Raw genomic sequence first — 18,803 nt, 5'->3', positions numbered from 1 at the left:
GCTAATATATACAAATATGATTAAATAACTCAAAGAACATATGAGAGACTTTACATACAGTCTATTTATGAAACTTTGTGTTTTTTTTAACAAAAAATATTGATAAAATATTAATTAATTAGTATAATTAACATATAATAGAATTGTATGAATTGAGTTAATTATTTAAAAGAATGCCATTTAAAAGATAAATTTAGATGATTGCGAATTAACGTCATGCAATTTCAAGATTTATAGAAATTTTCTTAATAAAATAACAATGTTTTATATATAAAAATGTAGGTACTAAGATTTAAAGTCCTTGAAGTTTAATGACCTAAAATTTCACAAGACTCTAATTTAAATAAATTTATTTTAGGAGGATTTGATTTATGAAAGATGTAGTTATTGTAAGTGCTGTAAGAACAGCCATAGGAAATTTTGGAGGAGCTTTAAAGGATGTTCCAGCTGTGGATTTAGGTGCTATAGTTATAAAAGAAGCAGTAAAAAGAGCAAATATTAAACCAGAGCAAGTAGATGAAGTTATATTTGGAAATGTAATACAGGCAGGTTTAGGACAAAGCCCAGGAAGACAAGCAGCTGTGAAGGCAGGTATTCCTGTAGAGGTTCCAGCTTTTACATTAAATAAAGTTTGCGGTTCCGGACTCAGGACAGTAAGTTTAGCAGCTCAACTTATAAAGGCTGGAGACGATGATGTTGTTGTAGTTGGTGGAACTGAGAACATGTCTGCTGCTCCATATATACTTCCAAAGGCTAGATGGGGATACAGAATGGGAGAAGGAAAATTAATAGATGGTATGATAAAAGATGGACTTTGGGAAGCATTCAATAATTATCATATGGGAATTACAGCTGAAAATATAGCAGAAAAGTGGAACATAACAAGAGAACAGCAAGATGAATTTGCAGTAGCATCACAGCAAAAAGCAGAAGCAGCTATAAAGGCTGGAAAATTTAAAGACGAAATAGTACCAGTGACTGTTAAGCAAAAGAAGAAAGAAATAGTTTTTGATACTGATGAATTCCCTAGATTTGGGACAACTATTGAATCATTAGCAAAATTGAAACCAGCATTTAAAAAAGATGGAACAGTTACAGCAGGTAACGCTTCAGGAATAAATGATGCAGCAGCAGCGTTAGTTGTTATGAGTGCAGATAAAGCAAAAGAACTTGGAATTAAACCACTTGCAAAGATACTTTCTTATGGAAGTAAAGGATTGGATCCAACAATAATGGGATATGGACCATTCCATGCAACAAAATTAGCACTTCAAAAAGCCAATTTGACTGTAGGAGATTTAGATTTGATAGAGGCAAATGAAGCTTTTGCTTCCCAGAGTTTAGCTGTGGCAAAAGATTTAGAGTTTGATATGAGTAAAGTAAATGTGAATGGTGGAGCATTAGCCCTTGGACATCCAGTTGGTTGCTCAGGCGCAAGAATACTTGTTACATTACTTTATGAAATGCAAAGAAGAGATGCTAAGAGAGGTCTTGCAACACTGTGCATAGGCGGCGGAATGGGAACTGCTTTAATAGTTGAAAGATAATATATACTAGTCTTAAATAAGGAACAGAGTAAGTTTTGGTTTACTTTGGCTTAGAGTGTAGCCAAAAGCCAAATTCTAGATATGAGGATTTGGCTTTTGGCATATAGTGTCAAATAGTAATCTCATTCCATGATTCTCTTTACTATCAGCAGGTACATTCCATGTTTTTTTCTTCTTTTATATACGCATTTAACATATTTATCACCTTGTATAATGAACTTATAGTAAATTCATCATACTTCTCCTTTCTTTAGGATAATTTACTATAATAATATAGGACGCTGTGGATTAGTTGGATAACGCATGATGTTTTATATAGAGCAAGGATACATTTAACATAAAGCGAGTGGAACATAGCGGACTAAACAATAAGGAGTGTTCTTATGATTTATATTGGCATCGATGTAGCAAAGAATAAGCATGATTGCTGTATCATTGGTTCAGGTGGTGTTATTATTAATGATTCTTTATACGCGCAGTATTTTATCTTTTTAAAAATAATACCGCATTTGTTTCACAAATATAATTCTATTTTTTGAAAATGTAACTTTTTAAGAAACTAAAAATATGATTTTTTTAAAAAAATTATCTTGGCTTTATATAGTTGGTCTTTTAATTTAATTATACAATCACGACTCTATGTCCTTTAAAATGGGAATGGGCACTTTGATATATTTTAAAATGATGCATTTCAAAATAAGGCATATTTGAACATTTCAAGATAATATATGGAGGTATAATTAAATAGCTTAGAAATCATAGAAAAAGCTTTATATACATTGATCTTTATAAAACTTTGTGTTTTTTTTAACAAAAAATGTTGATAAGATATTAATTAATTTAGTATAATTAACACATAATAGAATTATATGAATTAAGCTAATTATCTTAAATAATATTGTTTTTAACATAAATTCAGGTAACTGCCGGTTGGTGCCATGAAATTTTAACACTTATAAAAATTTTTTTAATTAAAGTAGTGAGGTTTATATTTAAAAGATAAGTACTAAGAGTTAAAGGTCTTGCAACGCTTTACATAGGTGGCGGAATGAGAACTGTTTTAATAGAGAAGAGGTAATTTATATAAACGTTTAGATAGGTACGGGAAATATGCTTTTAAGGAATCGGTTTATTTAATGGACATGTTTCTTGTGTTTTTATGATAACTTTAGATTATGGAAGCTAAAAAAGTTCTTATATAATTTTGAGAAATAAAAAGATATAGCTGAAAATCGATATGTATTAATGAGGTGATTTATCGTAGTCAATATATAACGTAAAAAATAGACAAATTTTAAGTTTCAACAAAAATTAATTTTAGTTATATAATTATTATATAACTGGTATACTGGTATAGTAGGTGAGTTTTATTTGGGAGAAGACTTGAAAAATGTATTAAAGAATGTAGGTAAAATAGATATTGTTATTGCCATTATAGTTTTAATATTCTCTTTTCAATTTTATAGAAGCTATACATTTATTGTCATTATAGGCCTTGTAATGGCAATTATAAACTTTATATTCAATGCAGTTACAAGCAGTTATTTATTGTCTATTGGAGGAAAAAAAAATTTGATTATCCTTTCATCGGCAATAAGAATTATAATTACAATAGGTATTATATTATTACTTTATAAGAATAATAAATATAACATTGTAGCTTTTATAGCAGGATATACTTTACATTATGTAGCCATTATTATATATGGAGTAAGGACAAAAAAATAAAATATAGTTAGAGAAGGGGTGTTTATATGAGTCTAAACGCTGAAACAGTATTTTCATTAAACATATTAAATCACACTCTAAATGTAACCACGAGTATTGTTGTTCAATGGATAACTATGATTGTAATTACTGTTTTGGTAGTAATTCTGACCAGGGATTTAAAGGAGATCCCAGATAAAAGACAAAGTGTTTTAGAAATGATCGTAGATTTTATAAATGGTTTAGTCTCTAGTAATATGGGCTCCAGATACAAGAGTTTTGTGCCATTTATAGGTACTATGGGTATTTTCTTGTTTTTTTTAAACTTATCAGGATTGGTGGGGGTGGAGCCATCCACTAAAGATATAAATGTGACAGCTGGATTTGCACTAATAAGTTTTGTGGTGATCAATGGAAATGCATTTATGAAAGCTGGAATTAAGGGGTATGGTAAAAAATTAATTGAACCATTTCCTTTAATGTTTCCAATGAATTTAATTGAGAAATTTACTCTCCCAATTTCATTGTGTCTAAGGTTATTTTGCAATATGCTGGTAGGTTCGATAATAATAGGTCTTCTCTATCAATTAAGTCATATTACTGCATTTGTAATCCCAATACCGTTTCACTTCTTTTTTGATGTATTTGATGGTATTATACAAGTGTATATATTTATGATGCTTACTATGTTGTATACTAGAATGGGGGCAGAAATGGAATAATTCACAAATAGCTATATCAAAATATTGGTGTAGGTATTATAAATTCAAATTTTGTTTAAACTTAAGGAGGAGAAAAATGAATATTGATGCTAAAACTTTCTTAGATGGAATGTGTGCAATAGGAGCAGGCTTAGCTGCAATCGGATGTCTTGGCGGTGGTGTTGGTATAGGTACTGTTACAGGGAAAGCAGTTGAAGCGATAGCAAGACAGCCTGAGGCTAGAGGTCCTGTAACGTCAACAATGTTTATTGGCTTAGCTTTTGCTGAAGTTACTTCGTTATATGCTTTGCTTATTTCAATACTGCTACTGTTCTTAAAATGGCAATAAGAATATTTTTTGAAAAATAAGCCTGAAGGGAGGCTTTTAGGATATGAATGGAAATGTATTCACTATAATTGTTACAATAATAAACTTTTTCGTTCTTATGGCTATATTAAAACACTTTTTTTTTGATAAGGTTAGTAGCGTAGTTGAAGAAAGAAGTAATGAAGTAAAAGATACATTGGATAAAGCAAATTTAGATAGAAAAGCAGCTGAATCACTAAGAATTGAAAATGAAAAGAATCTTCAGCAGTCAAAGGTGGAAGGCAAAAAAATAGTGGAAAGTTATAAAGAAAAAGCTGAAAAGCTATCAGAAAAAATTAAGGAAGAAGCTTCAATTGAGGCTGAGCTTACCCTTGAAAGAACTAGAAAGGACATTGAAAGAGAAAAAGAAAAGGCTCAATCTGAAATAAGAAATCAAGTTATTGACTTGGCTCTTTTGATATCTTCAAAGGCTCTTGAAGGTTCTATTGATGAAAATCAACATAGAAAACTCATTAAGGATTTTATAGCTAAGGTAGGTATCTAAAAATATGCATGAATATTTAGATAGAAGATACGCTCTTGCACTTTATCAGATTGCAGAGGAAAAAGGGAAGATTGAGGAATATTTAGAGGAATTAAATGATGTTGCTGATCTTATAAATGATAATGTTGAACTCTTAGGATTTATGGAGCACCCTGAAATTAGTACATCAGCAAAGAAGGAAGCACTTACAAATGTATTACAGGGTAAAATAAATGAAGATATACTTTCGTTTTTATTAGTGCTTATTGATAAAGGTAGAATTAACGAATTACATGGTAAGCTTAGAGAAATGGGAAGAATATATCTTGAAAAGAATAATACAGTTATTGCAAAAGTAAAAACAGTTATTCCACTAGAGGATGATGAGAGAGAAGCTTTAGTTGAAAAATTGAAGAAAAAGTTTAATAAAGAAGTTTTGATTAAAGAAGAACTAGATCCTGGCATAATAGGTGGGGTTTATGTGGAGGTAGACAACGTAGTTATTGATGGAACTATAAAATCAAAACTTTCTGAAATGAAAAAATTAATGCTTAAGGGAGAACAGAGGTGAGCCTATGAACGTAAAACCTGAAGAAATAACTTCAATTATAAAAAGTCAAATAGAAAAATATGAAAAGAAAATAGAAACCATTGATTCAGGTACAATAATTCAAATTGGTGATGGCATTGCTAGAGTTTATGGCCTTAATGGATGTATGGCAGGAGAACTTTTAGAGTTTCCTAATGATGTTTACGGTATGGCTTTAAATCTTGAACAAGATAATGTAGGTTGTGTTCTTTTGGGTTCTCAAGAAGGAATAAAAGAAGGAAATACAGTAAAAAGAACAGGTAAGGTTGTAGAAGTGCCTGTGGGAGAAAATATTATAGGCAGAGTTGTAAACTCACTTGGACAGCCCATTGATGGTAAGGGTTCTATTAAGACCACTGAAACAAGAGCCATAGAACTTGTTGCACCAGGAGTTATAACCCGCCAAGCCGTTAAAGAGCCTCTCCAAACAGGAATAAAGGCCATAGATTCCATGATACCAATTGGCAGGGGACAAAGAGAACTTATAATAGGAGACAGACAGACAGGTAAAACTGCTATTGTCATGGACACTATAATGAATCAAAAAGGAAAAGACGTAATATGTATTTATGTAGCTATAGGTCAAAAACAATCTACAGTAGCACATATAGTAAATAATTTAATAGAAGCCAGTGCTATGGATTATACAATAGTTGTATCTGCATCTGCTTCAGAATCAGCACCACTTCAATATATTGCTCCTTATGCAGGATGTTCCATGGGAGAATATTTTATGAATAAGGGAAAAGACGTGCTTATAGTATATGATGATTTATCCAAGCACGCAGTGGCATATAGGGCTATGTCTCTATTGCTTCGAAGGCCGCCGGGAAGGGAAGCATATCCGGGAGATGTTTTTTATCTACATTCAAGACTTTTGGAAAGGGCTGCGAAACTTTCAGATAAGCTAGGCGGAGGCTCACTTACAGCACTGCCTATAATAGAGACACTAGCAGGAGATGTTACTGCATATATACCAACCAATGTTATTTCTATAACAGATGGTCAGATATTTTTGGAAACAGAACTTTTCTATGCAGGACAAAGGCCAGCTATAAATGCAGGTATATCAGTATCTAGAGTTGGAGGTAATGCACAGATTAAAGCTATGAAACAAGTTGCAGGTACCCTTAGAATAGATCTGGCACAGTATAGAGAACTTGCAGCTTTTGCACAATTCGGTTCTGATTTAGATGCGGAATCAAAAAGAACTCTTGAAAAAGGTAAAAGATTAACTGAAATACTAAAACAACCTCAATATAAGCCAATGCCTGTAGAGAAGCAGGTAATGATATTATTTGCGGCAAGTAGAAATTACATAATGGATGTACCGGTGGAGAAAATATCACAATTTGAAGAAGAGTTCTTGGATTATATGGATACCCACCATAGAGAAATAGGGGATGAAATAAGAGAAAGTCGAATTATATCTGATGAATTAAGTGATAAACTTGGAAATGCCATAGAAGAATTTAAAAAAATATTTTTGGTAGAGATGTAGTTATCTCAAGGAGGTGAAGTATGGCAGGAGCAGGACTTGTTACAATTAGAAGAAGAATTAAATCAATAACTAGTACTAAAAAAATAACCAAGGCCATGGGACTTATTGCCACCTCTAAATTTAGAAAAGTTAGGAAGAAACTTGAGGCAAACAATAAATATTGTGAACTTTTTAGTTCTATTGCAAATGAATTTGCATTAGAAGCTGATGAAAATAATATTTATACAAAGGGTAATAAAAACAATAAAAAACTATATATAGCTTTAAATTCCGACACGGGATTGTGCGGAGGTTTCAATGTCAACGTTGTAAATGAATTAAATGCTATAAAATTAAAAGATGAAGAAGAATTTTTTCTAGTAGCTGTTGGACAAAAAGGAAAGATGTATTTCAAAAGGCTGAGCTATAATATAGAAGCAGAATATATAGATATTCCTGATGTTCCTACAATAAGAGAAGCAGGTGATATAGCATACAGAGCACTAGAACTCTATAGAAGCGGCAAAGTTGGAGAAATTAATATAATATTTACTAAATTCATTTCAACTGTTAAGCAAAATGTAATTATTGAAAAGCTGCTTCCTATTGAAGCTAATCAAGTGGAAAAAAGAAATTTTATTGTGAAATTTGAACCACCTGCAGATGAAATGATGGAAAATGTGGTAGAGCTGCATTTGGGACAAAAAATACTTAATTGCATGATAAATTCAAAGGTTAGTGAACAGGCCTCTAGAATGACAGCAATGGATGGAGCTACTAAAAATGCAAATGAGTTGTTAGATAAATTAAATCTTCAATATAATAGAGAAAGACAAACTGCTATAACGCAGGAAATAACTGAAATAGTTGGAGGAGCAGAAGCTCTAAGGTAAGGAGGGACGTTCATGCCAAATATAGGCAAAGTTGTTCAGGTCATAGGACCTGTAGTAGATATAAAATTTGATGAAGAAAACCTTCCAGACATATATAATGCCATAAATATAGAATTAGAGGATAGAAAGATTATCACAGAAGTTGCACAGCACTTAGGTGATGATATAGTAAGGACTATATCTATGGAGAGTACAGATGGGTTAATGCGGGGTATAGATGCTTTAGATACTGGAGCACCTATATCTGTGCCTGTAGGAGAACCAGTTTTAGGAAGACTTTTTAATATGTTAGGTCAGCCTATTGATGAAAAGGGAGCGGTAGAAGCAGAAAAATATTTTCCTATTCATAGGCCGGCGCCAAGCTTTGAAGATCAATCTGTTAAGCCCGAGATGTTTGAAACAGGTATTAAGGTTATTGATCTTATTGCACCATACCAAAGGGGTGGAAAAATAGGATTATTTGGTGGTGCAGGTGTTGGTAAAACAGTTATTATACAAGAACTTATAAACAATATAGCAAAAGAACATGGTGGATTATCTGTTTTTACAGGTGTTGGAGAAAGAACCAGAGAGGGTAATGATTTATATTATGAAATGCAAGAATCTGGTGTTATAAATAAAACTGCTTTGGTATTTGGGCAAATGAATGAACCTCCGGGTGCAAGAATGAGAGTGGCACTTGCAGGACTTACTATGGCAGAGTATTTTAGGGATGAGGGTCAGGATGTGCTTTTATTTATAGATAACATATTCAGGTTTACTCAGGCAGGTTCTGAAGTTTCGGCCTTACTAGGCAGAATACCTAGTGCTGTTGGATATCAACCAACACTTGCTACAGAGATGGGTTCCCTTCAGGAAAGAATAACATCTACAAAGCAGGGCTCTATTACATCTGTTCAGGCAGTATATGTTCCTGCAGATGATTTAACTGATCCGGCACCGGCAACAACTTTTACACATCTTGATGCTACTACAGTACTTTCAAGGTCTATATCAGAAATTGGTATTTATCCTGCAGTTGATCCTTTAGCTTCAACATCAAGGATATTAGATCCTAGGATTGTGGGAGAAGAACATTATAAAGTGGCATCAGATGTTAAACATATACTTGAAAGATATAGTGAACTTCAAGATATTATAGCAATTTTAGGTGTAGATGAACTTTCGGAAGAAGACAGATTAGTGGTTATAAGAGCTAGAAGAATACAAAGGTTTTTATCACAACCATTTGCTGTTGCAGAACAGTTTACAGGATATGAAGGAAAATATGTACCTGTAAAAGAGACCGTGAGAGGTTTTAAAGAAATCCTTGAGGGTAAATATGATAATTTACCAGAGACGGCTTTCTTGTTTAAAGGAAGTATAGATGAGGTTGTTGAATCTGCTAAAAGCATGGTAAACAATTAAATATGTATTTAAAAGTAAAATTATATTTACTTTTAAGAAGGAGATTAGTATGTCAGAAGTTTTAAAATTAACTATCCTTACTCCTGACAGGGAATTTTATAAAGGAGAGGTAGTGGAAGTAATAACAGAAAGCATTGAAGGCAGCATAGCAATTCTTCCAGGTCATATGCCTTTAGTTACTACATTAAAACCTGCAGACACTGAAATTGTTCAAAAAGATGGTAAAAGATTAAAGGCATTTACATCAAGTGGGATATTAGAAGTAAAAAATAATGAACTGAAAATATTATGTGATGTTTGTGAATGGCCAGAAGAAATAGATATAAAAAGAGCGCGAGAAGCTAAAAAAAGGGCCCAAGAAAGATTGGTTGATAAAAATGGAATAGATATAAAAAGGGCACAGTTAGCATTGGATAGAGCATTAGCTAGAATTAATTTAATACAGTAAAACTTTTAGTAATTTGGGTATTTCTTTTAACATAAAAGACACTATCGAAAATCACCGTAGTAGGGTGAATTTTGATAGTGTTTTTTTATGTCAAATATGCACATTCTATTGAGCATATTTATATATTAATATAAGACCCCTCATATATGAAATCTTTATTTTCTGAAGTTGTTAATGGAAACTGTTATTTTAAATCTCTGTAAAAATAATACAAAATAGAAATTTTTACGAATATTAATAGAAAAGTTGTCCATAATTTCTAAAGTAAAGGTGAGGGGGTGAGAAGTCCTGTACAATGTCTTTGCAGGACTATATCATATGAAAAAGATAGGAATAATATTTTTTTTACTATTGTGTTTAGTTTTTTTTCAATGCTATTTAGGTGTTCCAGTGAATGGTTACTATAATAAGCAGATATTGCAAGAAGGGTTTAGTTCTACTGGAGAAAAAGTAGATTTATTTAGAAATATATTGGATAGCACCAACAGCAAACCTACAGAATGTGGAGTCATGGCAGTTTTCACTACTGAAGGTTCTGGAGAAAAAGCTGTAGATGAAATATCCATAAAATTAGATAAATATTATAAGCTAAATAAAAAAGTATCAAAAAATAATGAAGCTTATTCAATATACTTTAACAATGATAGTATTGATGGTTATATACAGAGTGTAAATTATGAAAACTATAATGTTATAACAGTTAATATTATAAAGATATGCAGTACTTATGAGTTAGAAGATATAAAGAGTAATATAAAGATGTGTTTATCTGGTCAGGCGGAAAAGTGCAGATATTTTGAATATGTTAAGGCAAAAGTTGAGAAAGGAAATGTTGATGCTATAAATAAACAAGTAAAGAGCATTCTGGAGTATTGGAATACCTGTAATATAAAAACAATACCTTTGGAAGATGGATATACTTCTACCGCATATACTGGTCGATATGAATCTATACAAAGCGAAGGAAATCTAATAGATTTTAATTATGCTGTTATGAAGTATGATATGGGAACTTATATAATTATGGGCACTCCAGAGATAATGGAAACATATTGAAAATATAGCTTGTGTTAAATTTTAATATAATTTACAGCACTGATTACTGTTTTTTCCTGCTTTAGTCAATTTTAATTTGTTATTTACTTTTATGTACCTTATTAAAGGTAATATTGCTTTTTGTTAAAAATAGTCAGTAGCTTGATAAAAATTAATTAACATATCAGCAATTATAGAATGGAGGAACACTATGAGTAAAATAGTAGTTAGAGGGGGAAATAAACTCCATGGAGAAGTCAATATCAGTGCTGCTAAAAATTCTGTATTACCTATTATAGCAGCTTGTATTTTAAGTGGAGGTAAGTGTGTTATAGAGCAGGTGCCTATGCTAGAAGACGTTTTTGTAATAAGTAATATATTAAAGAGTATATCAGCAGGTGTAAATATAGATAAAGATACAAATAAAATTAGTATAGATACCTCTAATATAGATTATTGTGATCCTTGTAGTGAATTAGTGAAAAAAATGAGGGCATCATTTTTAATAATGGGACCCATGATATCCAGATTTGGAGAATTTAAATTATCCCTTCCAGGAGGATGTAATATTGGAAGCAGGCCGATAGATTTACATTTAAAAGGCTTTGCTGCCCTTGGTGCAAAAGTAAATGTAGAACATGGTTTTGTTGAGGCTAAGGCTAAAAAGCTTATAGGAAACAGAATATATCTGGATTTTCCCTCAGTGGGAGCTACAGAAAATATAATGATGGCAGCAGTGACTGCTCAGGGGGAGACTATAATAGAAAATGCAGCAGAGGAACCAGAGATAAAGGACTTGGCAAATTTTTTGAATAGTATGGGAGCAAATATTACTGGTGCAGGCTCTAGAGCCATTCATATAATAGGGGTAAAAGAGTTAAAAGGAAGTACTCATAGGCCAATATGTGACAGAATAGAATCAGGAACTTTTATGGTGGCTGCAGCAATAACACGGAGTAAAATCAGAATAAATGGTGTGAATGAAGAGTACTTAAAACCAATAATCGCCAAGCTTACTGAAGCTGGTGTGTATATAAAATGTGATGGAAATAGTTTAATTGTGGATGGAGATAGAGATTTAAATCCTATAGATATCAAAACCATGCCTTATCCAGGGTTTCCTACGGATATGCAGTCACAGATTACAGGACTTTTATGTACAGTGAGGGGTACGAGTATTATAACGGAAACTATTTTTGAAAATAGGTTTATGCATGCAGGGGAAATGAAGAGAATGGGGGCAAACATAAAAATAGATGGAAGAAGTGCAGTTATAGAAGGAGTTGATAAGCTTACAGGAGCAGAAGTTAAGGCTACAGATCTCAGAGCTGGTGCGGCACTTATACTTTGTGGACTAGTAGCAGAAGGAGAAACAGAAGTTGGGGATGTATATCACATAGATAGGGGATATGTGGATATTGAAAAGAAACTAAAGGTGTTGGGAGCTGATATTAAAAGAATAAATGAATAATTTTTTGTTATTGATAAAAGGAGAAAATCTTTGCTGCAATTTTCTCTTTTTTATTTAGTTATAGGGGTTTTAATGGAATAATTTTAGTACTGTCATAATAGAAATATATTAAGCTATAACATAGGAGAGCAAAATGAAAAAATATATTATGAACTTTATAAAAAAACTGGTTATTTTAATATTTATGAGTACAGCATTTATAATTTTACTTTCTTTATTTATAACAGGAATGCAAAGTGGAAAGTATACTCTACCTGAATTTATAATGAAATCAAAAAATGAGAGCTACAATTATATTCCACAGGATATAAAAGTGTACATAACTGAAAAAGATAAAGTAGAAAAAATTCCATTGGAGGAATATGTAGTGGGGGTGGTAGCATCTGAAATGCCTGCAGAATTTTCAGAAGAGGCAATTAAGGCTCAAGCTGTAGCAGCTAGGACTTTTGGAGCGGCACATATGGAAGTATATGGCGGCAAAAAATATAAAAGTAATACTGGAGCTGATGTATGTGATACAGTGGCATGTCAAGTATTTATGAGTAAAGAAGATATAATGAAAAAGTGGCCTGAATCTAAGAAAGATGAATATTGGAATAAAATAGTAAATGCAGTGGGAGCTACTTCAGGACAGGTATTAAGCTACGAAAATAAGTTGGTTATGGAGCCCTATTATTTTGCAGTAAGTGGGGGTAAGACAGAAAATGCAGTAGATGTGTTTGGAAAGGGAGAAGAATATTTAAAGAGTGTAGAAAGTCCAGGAGAGGAATCTGCACGTAAATATAGAACTTCTATAGAACTATCTTATGCTGCTTTTATAGACAAAGTAAATTCAAAATATCCTGATTCGGGATTGTCTGTAAAAAATTTATCTAACCAGATAGTTGTAAAATCCAGAAATGAAGGAGGTTCCGTTAAGGAAATTAAATTAGGAGCAGTTACTGTATCTGGGGTAAACTTCAGAACTATTATGTCACTAAATTCTTCAGATTTTAATATATATTTTAGAGATAATATAATTATTGAGTGTATTGGATATGGACATAGAGTGGGAATGAGTCAGTGGGGAGCTAACGCCATGGCTAAAGATGGTAAAGGGTATAAAGAAATATTAGCTCATTATTATAATAAAACAGGGTTACAAAATGTAGAAGCATTTTATGTAAGATAATGTGAAATTTATTCGGAGGTTACATTACTGACACTCCAGTCACTTGAAAATGGAACATAGGTACGTTGTGCTTATAATAAGTCTTTCTAAAGTTTAGAATCACTTCATGAGAAAGTTAAATATATAAAGAGACAAGGTGAAAAATTTTTATCTTGTCTCTTTATAATTTTTTGTAAAAATTATAAAGAAAAAATTATATAATATGTATTTTTTGTCATTGTCTGGACAAACTACAAAAAGGAGGTGTTCATATGGACAGAAAAATTTTTAGTAGAACATTTAACTTTTTAAAAAAGGAGGGTTTTTATATAATACTTTTTATTTGTCTTTGTGTTGTGGCAACAGTTGCAGTGATAACTGCAAGAAATAATAAAAATCAAAGTGCTGAATTACAAAAAAGTGTAGCTTTACAGCAAAAACAAACTAAAGAAATAGCAAAGACAGATAAAGAATCTTCTTCAAGTTATGATAATGCTCTCCAGGTAAAAAAGAATAATAAAACAAATGCTAATGCAAATGCATCTGAAGAAACTTCAAAAAGTGTATCTAGTTCAGCTAGTACTTCTTTCCAAAAACCAGTGGAAGGAACTATTGCAAGAGCATATTCAGAGGATCCAGTATATTGGGATTCTACAAGTACTTATAGGCCAAACTTGGGGTATGATATACAAACAGCATTAGGAAAACCTGTATTTGCAGCTATGGATGGAAAAGTAGAAGAAGTTAATAAAGCCACCCAAGATGGAGTAGAAGTTATCATAGATCATCAGAATGGATTAAAAACTGTTTATTCCAATTTAGATCCTAATGTAGAAGTTAATGTAGGGGAAACATTGAAAAAGGGAACTGCTATAGGAATAGTTGGCAAAAGTACTTTAAGGTCAGCTTATGAAAAATATGGGGATCATCTACATTTTGCAATTTTAAAAGGCAATGAATTTGTAGATCCAGGAAAATATATAAAATACTAGCAATAGGCCATTTCTCAGAATTTTGTGGAGAAATGGCCAATACACCATGAATTTAAAAATATAAATGAGCATATTTATAAATATAGGGGGACGAGCAATTGCGAAAAATTATGAAACTGTATAAAAAATATTTATGGATGCATTAAAAACTTTTATTTATTGCTGTTAAGTGCTAACTGTATAAAGGAGTTGAATAAATTTGAAAGATTACATTGAAGAAAGAGTTTTAGAAGTTGCTAAATATATAATAGGGTCTAAAGCCACTATAAGGAAAACGGCTAAAGTTTTTGGGGTAAGTAAAAGTACTATACACAAGGATATGACAGAAAGGTTGCCAAAGATAAATCCACAAATTGCCCAAGAAGCCAAGAATATATTGGATTATAATAAGGCGGAAAGGCATATAAGAGGTGGAAAAGCTACAAAAATGAAATATAAAGCTATTGAAGGGTAAAAACATTCCCATTATAATTAGAATATGATATGATAATAAAGATAATAAGTTTACATTTTTATTGTGAAAAGCTAGTAAGATTAGGAGTGAAGAAGGAATGTTTTTTAATATAGGAACTGATATGGGCATAGACCTAGGCACAGCTACAGTACTTGTGTATATTAAAGGTAGGGGGGTAATTTTAAAAGAACCTTCAGTTGTTGCTATAGATAAGAGTAAGAATAGAGTACTTGCTGTAGGGGAAGAAGCATGGCAAATGATAGGGAGGACACCAGGTAATATTGTTGCCATTCGTCCATTAAGAGAAGGTGTTATATCTGACTACGATGTAACAGAAAAGATGTTAAAATATTTTATAAGTAAAGCTTGCGGAAAGAAAAGGATGTCAGCACCTAGAATAGTGGTGTGTGTTCCTTGTGAAGCTACTGAAGTTGAAAAAAGAGCTGTAATTGATGCGGCTAAAAATGCAGGTGCAAAAAAGGTATTTTTGATTGAAGAACCTCTAGCTGCAGCTATAGGTGCAGGAATTGATATAACTAAGGCAAGTGGTAATATGGTAATAGACATAGGCGGGGGAACTACGGATGTGGCAGTGATTTCTCTAGGAGGAATAGTTGTAAGATCCTCTATAAAAATAGCAGGAGATAAGTTTGATGAAGCTATAATGAAATATATTAGAAAAGAACATAAGCTAATGATTGGAGAAAGGACTTCAGAAGATTTAAAAATAAATATAGGTTCTGCTTTTAATAGAGAAGAAGAAGTGACTATGGAAATAAGAGGAAGAGATTTGGTTACAGGACTTCCTAAAAATATAACGGTGTCTTCTGAGGAAATGAGGATAGCATTAAAGGAAATCGTAAACGCTATAGCGGATACAACCCATGCAGTATTAGAAAAAACTCCACCAGAATTAGCAGCGGATATAGCTGAAAAAGGTATTTTCATGACTGGTGGAGGAGCATTATTAAATGGGTTAAGTGATCTAATAAATGAAGTTACACATGTACCTGTTTATGTGGCTGAAGATCCAATATCCTGTGTGGCTTTGGGTACAGGTAAAGTTCTTGAATATTTAGATAAAATGGAAGTTTTTTTTACTGGTGACGATATAACATTAATAGATTGATCATGCAAAATTAATATATTTTAACATATTAAAAGTGAAATCTAACTTATTGTTCCTGTAAATTACATTTATTTAAGTTGGGTTTTTTATTATGTATGCTTAAGATAATATATTGTTGTAATATAGATAATATGAATGAATTAATGAATAAAGTATTACCTCAGCCATATTTAAAATTAAATTTAGACGTATGTTGTTAGAGTTATTAAATAGGTTTTCATTTTCATTTGAATCAACTATACCTATTATAGAAGAATTTCCTACGTTTGGAAGGGACTTTCCAACGCCTTTACCAGGATGAACAGGGAAATCTCTTGCTTGTATTTCTCCTATGTTTTCTGAATTTCCTAAGCAAGCATCTATTCCTATAATATTACTATTGGGATGAATTAGCTTTATCTGGTTTAATTTATTTTCAATGTTTAGTGCATGTATAGGGTCTGAAATTGTACCGTAAGTTGGAAGCGGAAAATGTTTGCACTTTAACAGGGTACCTACTAAAGGACCTAAACAGTCTCCTATATATCGATCTGTACCAATACATATGATAATAGTATCTTTATCAATATAATTTTTCAGAAAATAGGCAAGCTCATAGTAGGACAAAGGATTTTTATAATTGACTTTTACTTTATTCAATATATTCACCTTCCTTCATGTATAAAACCTTATAATGTTTTTGTAGAGAACATTATATATTAATGTATATGATAACATTATATGAAATATTAGAATTGAATTAGATACATATGATTTTTGGAGAAATATAAAGAAATGCAGAGTAATAAACGTTTAATATTATGTTATACGGGTATAGTAGGTTTGAAAATAAATGAATGAGAATGTATACTAATCTACGTTAGGTGTGTTTGTATTCTAGATAGATAGCTTAAAAATAAGCTGGCATAGCTCAGCAGGTAGAGCAACTGACTTGTAATCAGTAGGTCGTGGGTTCGAAGCCTACTGCCAGCACCAAATGTGGAGGAATTCCCGAGTGGCCAAAGGGGGCAGACTGTAAATCTGTTGTCAGTGACTTCGATGGTTCGAATCCATCTTCCTCCACCATAAAAAAATTTTGGGCGCATAGCTCAGCTGGGAGAGCATCTGCCTTACAAGCAGAGGGTCACAGGTTCGAGCCCTGTTGTGCCCACCATTATTTAATAATAAAATAAGCTGGCATAGCTCAGCAGGTAGAGCAACTGACTTGTAATCAGTAGGTCGTGGGTTCGAAGCCTACTGCCAGCACCAAATGCGGAGGAATTCCCGAGTGGCCAAAGGGGGCAGACTGTAAATCTGTTGTCAGTGACTTCGATGGTTCGAATCCATCTTCCTCCACCATAAAAAGCACTTTTAAGTGTTTTTTGTTTTACGTAAGTGTTTATTTCTTTACAGTTAAGAAAACATAATATAAAAGCTCTTATCAAGAGAGGTGGAGGGAAAAGGCCCTGTGAAGCCCGGCAACCAGTGTGTACCCACCAAGGTGCCAATTCCGGCAGTTAAAAGTCTGCGAGATAAGAGAGTAGTTAATTCATTTAACCTCTTCTTATTGAAGTGGTTTTTTATTTTATACAGTAGGAGGTATCGAAAATGAGAAAGTTATTTACATCCGAATCAGTTACAGAGGGACATCCAGATAAAATGTGTGATCAAATTTCAGATGCTATTTTGGATGCTATTTTAGAACAAGATCCTTATGGAAGAGTAGCATGTGAAACTGCAACTACTACAGGTATGATTTTAGTTATGGGAGAGATATCTACTGAATGTTATATTGACATTCCTAAAATAGTTAGAAAAACTATAAAGGAAATAGGATATACTAGAGCTAAATATGGATTTGATGGTGATACTTGTTCCGTTTTAAGTTCAATTGATGAACAATCATCAGATATAGCTATGGGAGTTAATCAGTCCATGGAAGCTAAAGCAGGTAAAATGGAAAAGTTGGATGCCATAGGAGCTGGAGATCAGGGTATGATGTTTGGCTTTGCCACAAATGAAACTCCAGAATATATGCCTATGCCTATAAATCTTGCTCATAAACTTTCAAAGAGATTAGCGCAGGTTAGGAAAGAAGGTATTTTAAATTATTTAAGGCCGGATGGTAAAACACAGGTTACTATAGAATATGAGGATAATAAACCAATTAGAGTTGATACAATAGTAGTATCTACCCAGCATGATGAATTTGTGACCAGAGAGCAAATTGAAAAAGATATAATAGATAATGTTATAAAACCTATCGTATCACCACAATTTTTAGATTCTAATACTAAATATTTTATAAATCCAACAGGAAGGTTTGTAGTTGGAGGCCCTCAGGGGGATTCTGGACTTACAGGAAGAAAGATAATAGTTGATACCTACGGTGGTTACGGAAGACATGGCGGTGGGGCATTTTCAGGAAAGGATCCTACTAAAGTGGATAGATCCGCTGCTTATGCTGCTAGATGGGTGGCTAAGAATTTAGTTGCCGCTGGAGTTGCTGACAAGCTAGAGATACAAATTGCTTATGCTATAGGTGTAGCAGAACCTGTATCAATAAGTGTAGATACTTTTGGCACACAAAAGATACCAGAGGAGAAGATAATTGATATAGTAAATAGAGTGTTTGATTTAAAACCAGCAGCTATAATAAGAGATCTAGAGTTAAGAAGACCTATATATAGGCAAGTTGCAGCTTACGGACATTTTGGAAGAACAGATATAGATTTACCTTGGGAAAGGTTAAATAAAGTTAATGATATAAAGAGTTATCTTTAAAAATAAAAGAACTCTGTATTGTAGTGAAATGTACCCTTTGTCAAGGGCAATAAAAAAAGACTAGGCTAGATTAAGAAGATGATTTCTGTATTGAACAGGGGTCATCTTTTTTTATTTTAGAATACCACAGGTTTTACCTGTGGTTCCGGAAAGCTTATAGCTATGAGTAGGAAAAAGAAAAACTCC

18 protein-coding genes, 5 tRNA genes and 1 riboswitch are annotated in these 18,803 nt (G+C 32.5%); of the genes, 22 read left to right on the top strand and 1 reads right to left on the bottom strand.

Annotation, left to right across the window (positions count from 1 at the left end; translation table 11 throughout):
* The first annotated feature begins 371 nt into the window (after positions 1 to 371).
* From ACJDU8_RS08240 to mreB, 16 genes are all read left to right on the top strand, one after another.
* Entirely contained in the window at positions 372 to 1,547 is a 1,176-nt protein-coding gene (locus ACJDU8_RS08240; protein WP_406791673.1) for an acetyl-CoA C-acetyltransferase, read from the top strand.
* Positions 1,548 to 2,918: 1,371 nt separating this feature from the next.
* Positions 2,919 to 3,275 carry an ATP synthase subunit I gene (locus ACJDU8_RS08235; protein WP_406791672.1) on the top strand — a complete coding sequence of 119 codons (357 nt, stop codon included), beginning with the start codon at positions 2,919 to 2,921 and terminating at the stop codon, positions 3,273 to 3,275.
* A 26-nt stretch (positions 3,276 to 3,301) separates the two neighbouring features.
* The gene (locus ACJDU8_RS08230) at positions 3,302 to 3,976 is read left to right on the top strand and encodes a F0F1 ATP synthase subunit A (RefSeq protein ID WP_406791671.1); all 675 of its coding nucleotides are present in this window, start codon (positions 3,302 to 3,304) and stop codon (positions 3,974 to 3,976) included.
* 76 nt (positions 3,977 to 4,052) lie between these two features.
* Entirely contained in the window at positions 4,053 to 4,304 is a 252-nt protein-coding gene (gene atpE / locus ACJDU8_RS08225) for an ATP synthase F0 subunit C (protein WP_406791670.1), read from the top strand.
* A 43-nt stretch (positions 4,305 to 4,347) separates the two neighbouring features.
* A complete protein-coding gene (locus tag ACJDU8_RS08220; RefSeq protein WP_406791669.1) occupies positions 4,348 to 4,827 on the top strand; it encodes a F0F1 ATP synthase subunit B in 480 nt (159 codons plus the stop codon).
* Positions 4,828 to 4,831: 4 nt separating this feature from the next.
* Positions 4,832 to 5,377 (top strand): F0F1 ATP synthase subunit delta, encoded by a 546-nt coding sequence (locus ACJDU8_RS08215; RefSeq protein ID WP_406791668.1) that lies wholly within the window; start codon positions 4,832 to 4,834, stop codon positions 5,375 to 5,377.
* A gap of 4 nt (positions 5,378 to 5,381) precedes the next feature.
* Complete coding sequence (gene atpA / locus ACJDU8_RS08210; RefSeq protein ID WP_406791667.1) at positions 5,382 to 6,896, top strand: F0F1 ATP synthase subunit alpha; 1,515 nt, start codon at positions 5,382 to 5,384, stop codon at positions 6,894 to 6,896.
* Positions 6,897 to 6,916: 20 nt separating this feature from the next.
* Positions 6,917 to 7,768, top strand: a complete 852-nt coding sequence (gene atpG, locus ACJDU8_RS08205) for an ATP synthase F1 subunit gamma (RefSeq protein WP_406791666.1) — start codon at positions 6,917 to 6,919, stop codon at positions 7,766 to 7,768.
* 12 nt (positions 7,769 to 7,780) lie between these two features.
* Positions 7,781 to 9,175, top strand: coding sequence for a F0F1 ATP synthase subunit beta (gene atpD / locus ACJDU8_RS08200; RefSeq protein ID WP_406791665.1), 1,395 nt, complete (start codon positions 7,781 to 7,783; stop codon positions 9,173 to 9,175).
* Between the two features lie 49 nt (positions 9,176 to 9,224).
* A complete protein-coding gene (locus tag ACJDU8_RS08195; protein WP_406791664.1) occupies positions 9,225 to 9,623 on the top strand; it encodes a F0F1 ATP synthase subunit epsilon in 399 nt (132 codons plus the stop codon).
* Between the two features lie 318 nt (positions 9,624 to 9,941).
* Positions 9,942 to 10,679, top strand: coding sequence for a hypothetical protein (locus tag ACJDU8_RS08190; protein ID WP_406791663.1), 738 nt, complete (start codon positions 9,942 to 9,944; stop codon positions 10,677 to 10,679).
* Between the two features lie 190 nt (positions 10,680 to 10,869).
* Positions 10,870 to 12,129 carry a UDP-N-acetylglucosamine 1-carboxyvinyltransferase gene (gene murA / locus ACJDU8_RS08185; protein WP_406791662.1) on the top strand — a complete coding sequence of 420 codons (1,260 nt, stop codon included), beginning with the start codon at positions 10,870 to 10,872 and terminating at the stop codon, positions 12,127 to 12,129.
* 133 nt (positions 12,130 to 12,262) lie between these two features.
* The gene (gene spoIID / locus ACJDU8_RS08180) at positions 12,263 to 13,300 is read left to right on the top strand and encodes a stage II sporulation protein D (RefSeq protein ID WP_406791661.1); all 1,038 of its coding nucleotides are present in this window, start codon (positions 12,263 to 12,265) and stop codon (positions 13,298 to 13,300) included.
* Between the two features lie 251 nt (positions 13,301 to 13,551).
* Positions 13,552 to 14,271, top strand: a complete 720-nt coding sequence (locus ACJDU8_RS08175) for a peptidoglycan DD-metalloendopeptidase family protein (protein WP_406791660.1) — start codon at positions 13,552 to 13,554, stop codon at positions 14,269 to 14,271.
* A gap of 199 nt (positions 14,272 to 14,470) precedes the next feature.
* Positions 14,471 to 14,725, top strand: a complete 255-nt coding sequence (spoIIID, locus tag ACJDU8_RS08170; RefSeq protein WP_012104000.1) for a sporulation transcriptional regulator SpoIIID — start codon at positions 14,471 to 14,473, stop codon at positions 14,723 to 14,725.
* Positions 14,726 to 14,822: 97 nt separating this feature from the next.
* Positions 14,823 to 15,854, top strand: coding sequence for a rod shape-determining protein (mreB, locus tag ACJDU8_RS08165; protein WP_406791659.1), 1,032 nt, complete (start codon positions 14,823 to 14,825; stop codon positions 15,852 to 15,854).
* 99 nt (positions 15,855 to 15,953) lie between these two features.
* On the opposite strand, the gene yyaC is transcribed toward mreB, so the two are convergent.
* Positions 15,954 to 16,493, bottom strand: a complete 540-nt coding sequence (gene yyaC / locus ACJDU8_RS08160; RefSeq protein WP_406791658.1) for a spore protease YyaC — start codon at positions 16,491 to 16,493, stop codon at positions 15,954 to 15,956.
* Between the two features lie 260 nt (positions 16,494 to 16,753).
* Here yyaC and ACJDU8_RS08155 point away from each other — a divergent pair.
* From ACJDU8_RS08155 to metK, 6 genes are all read left to right on the top strand, one after another.
* Positions 16,754 to 16,829 (top strand) — tRNA-Thr (locus tag ACJDU8_RS08155).
* Between the two features lie 5 nt (positions 16,830 to 16,834).
* Positions 16,835 to 16,919: transfer RNA gene (locus ACJDU8_RS08150), tRNA-Tyr, on the top strand.
* Positions 16,920 to 16,931: 12 nt separating this feature from the next.
* Positions 16,932 to 17,007 (top strand) — tRNA-Val (locus ACJDU8_RS08145).
* A gap of 19 nt (positions 17,008 to 17,026) precedes the next feature.
* Positions 17,027 to 17,102 (top strand) — tRNA-Thr (locus ACJDU8_RS08140).
* A 5-nt stretch (positions 17,103 to 17,107) separates the two neighbouring features.
* A tRNA-Tyr gene (locus ACJDU8_RS08135) sits at positions 17,108 to 17,192 on the top strand.
* Between the two features lie 76 nt (positions 17,193 to 17,268).
* Positions 17,269 to 17,372, top strand: a riboswitch (SAM riboswitch).
* Between the two features lie 69 nt (positions 17,373 to 17,441).
* Positions 17,442 to 18,617 (top strand): methionine adenosyltransferase, encoded by a 1,176-nt coding sequence (gene metK / locus ACJDU8_RS08130; RefSeq protein WP_406791657.1) that lies wholly within the window; start codon positions 17,442 to 17,444, stop codon positions 18,615 to 18,617.
* Positions 18,618 to 18,803: the final 186 nt, after the last annotated feature.

The organism is Candidatus Clostridium eludens, from assembly GCF_045310515.1.
In the GTDB taxonomy this organism is placed as follows: domain Bacteria; phylum Bacillota; class Clostridia; order Clostridiales; family Clostridiaceae; genus Clostridium_B; species Clostridium_B eludens.
The sequence above is the reverse complement of the archived record's forward strand: the minus strand, read 5'-3'. Positions and strand labels throughout refer to the sequence as shown.

Excerpts from the sequence above, each read along its gene's own strand:
- ACJDU8_RS08240 (WP_406791673.1), top strand. The coding sequence starts at position 372 with ATGAAAGATGTAGTTATTGTAAGTGCTGTAAGAACAGCCATAGGAAAT.
- ACJDU8_RS08230 (WP_406791671.1), top strand. The coding sequence starts at position 3,302 with ATGAGTCTAAACGCTGAAACAGTATTTTCATTAAACATATTAAATCAC.
- atpE (WP_406791670.1), top strand. The coding sequence starts at position 4,053 with ATGAATATTGATGCTAAAACTTTCTTAGATGGAATGTGTGCAATAGGA.
- ACJDU8_RS08220 (WP_406791669.1), top strand. The coding sequence starts at position 4,348 with ATGAATGGAAATGTATTCACTATAATTGTTACAATAATAAACTTTTTC.
- ACJDU8_RS08215 (WP_406791668.1), top strand. The coding sequence starts at position 4,832 with ATGCATGAATATTTAGATAGAAGATACGCTCTTGCACTTTATCAGATT.
- atpA (WP_406791667.1), top strand. The coding sequence starts at position 5,382 with ATGAACGTAAAACCTGAAGAAATAACTTCAATTATAAAAAGTCAAATA.
- atpG (WP_406791666.1), top strand. The coding sequence starts at position 6,917 with ATGGCAGGAGCAGGACTTGTTACAATTAGAAGAAGAATTAAATCAATA.
- atpD (WP_406791665.1), top strand. The coding sequence starts at position 7,781 with ATGCCAAATATAGGCAAAGTTGTTCAGGTCATAGGACCTGTAGTAGAT.
- ACJDU8_RS08195 (WP_406791664.1), top strand. The coding sequence starts at position 9,225 with ATGTCAGAAGTTTTAAAATTAACTATCCTTACTCCTGACAGGGAATTT.
- ACJDU8_RS08190 (WP_406791663.1), top strand. The coding sequence starts at position 9,942 with ATGAAAAAGATAGGAATAATATTTTTTTTACTATTGTGTTTAGTTTTT.
- murA (WP_406791662.1), top strand. The coding sequence starts at position 10,870 with ATGAGTAAAATAGTAGTTAGAGGGGGAAATAAACTCCATGGAGAAGTC.
- spoIID (WP_406791661.1), top strand. The coding sequence starts at position 12,263 with ATGAAAAAATATATTATGAACTTTATAAAAAAACTGGTTATTTTAATA.
- ACJDU8_RS08175 (WP_406791660.1), top strand. The coding sequence starts at position 13,552 with ATGGACAGAAAAATTTTTAGTAGAACATTTAACTTTTTAAAAAAGGAG.
- mreB (WP_406791659.1), top strand. The coding sequence starts at position 14,823 with ATGTTTTTTAATATAGGAACTGATATGGGCATAGACCTAGGCACAGCT.
- metK (WP_406791657.1), top strand. The coding sequence starts at position 17,442 with ATGAGAAAGTTATTTACATCCGAATCAGTTACAGAGGGACATCCAGAT.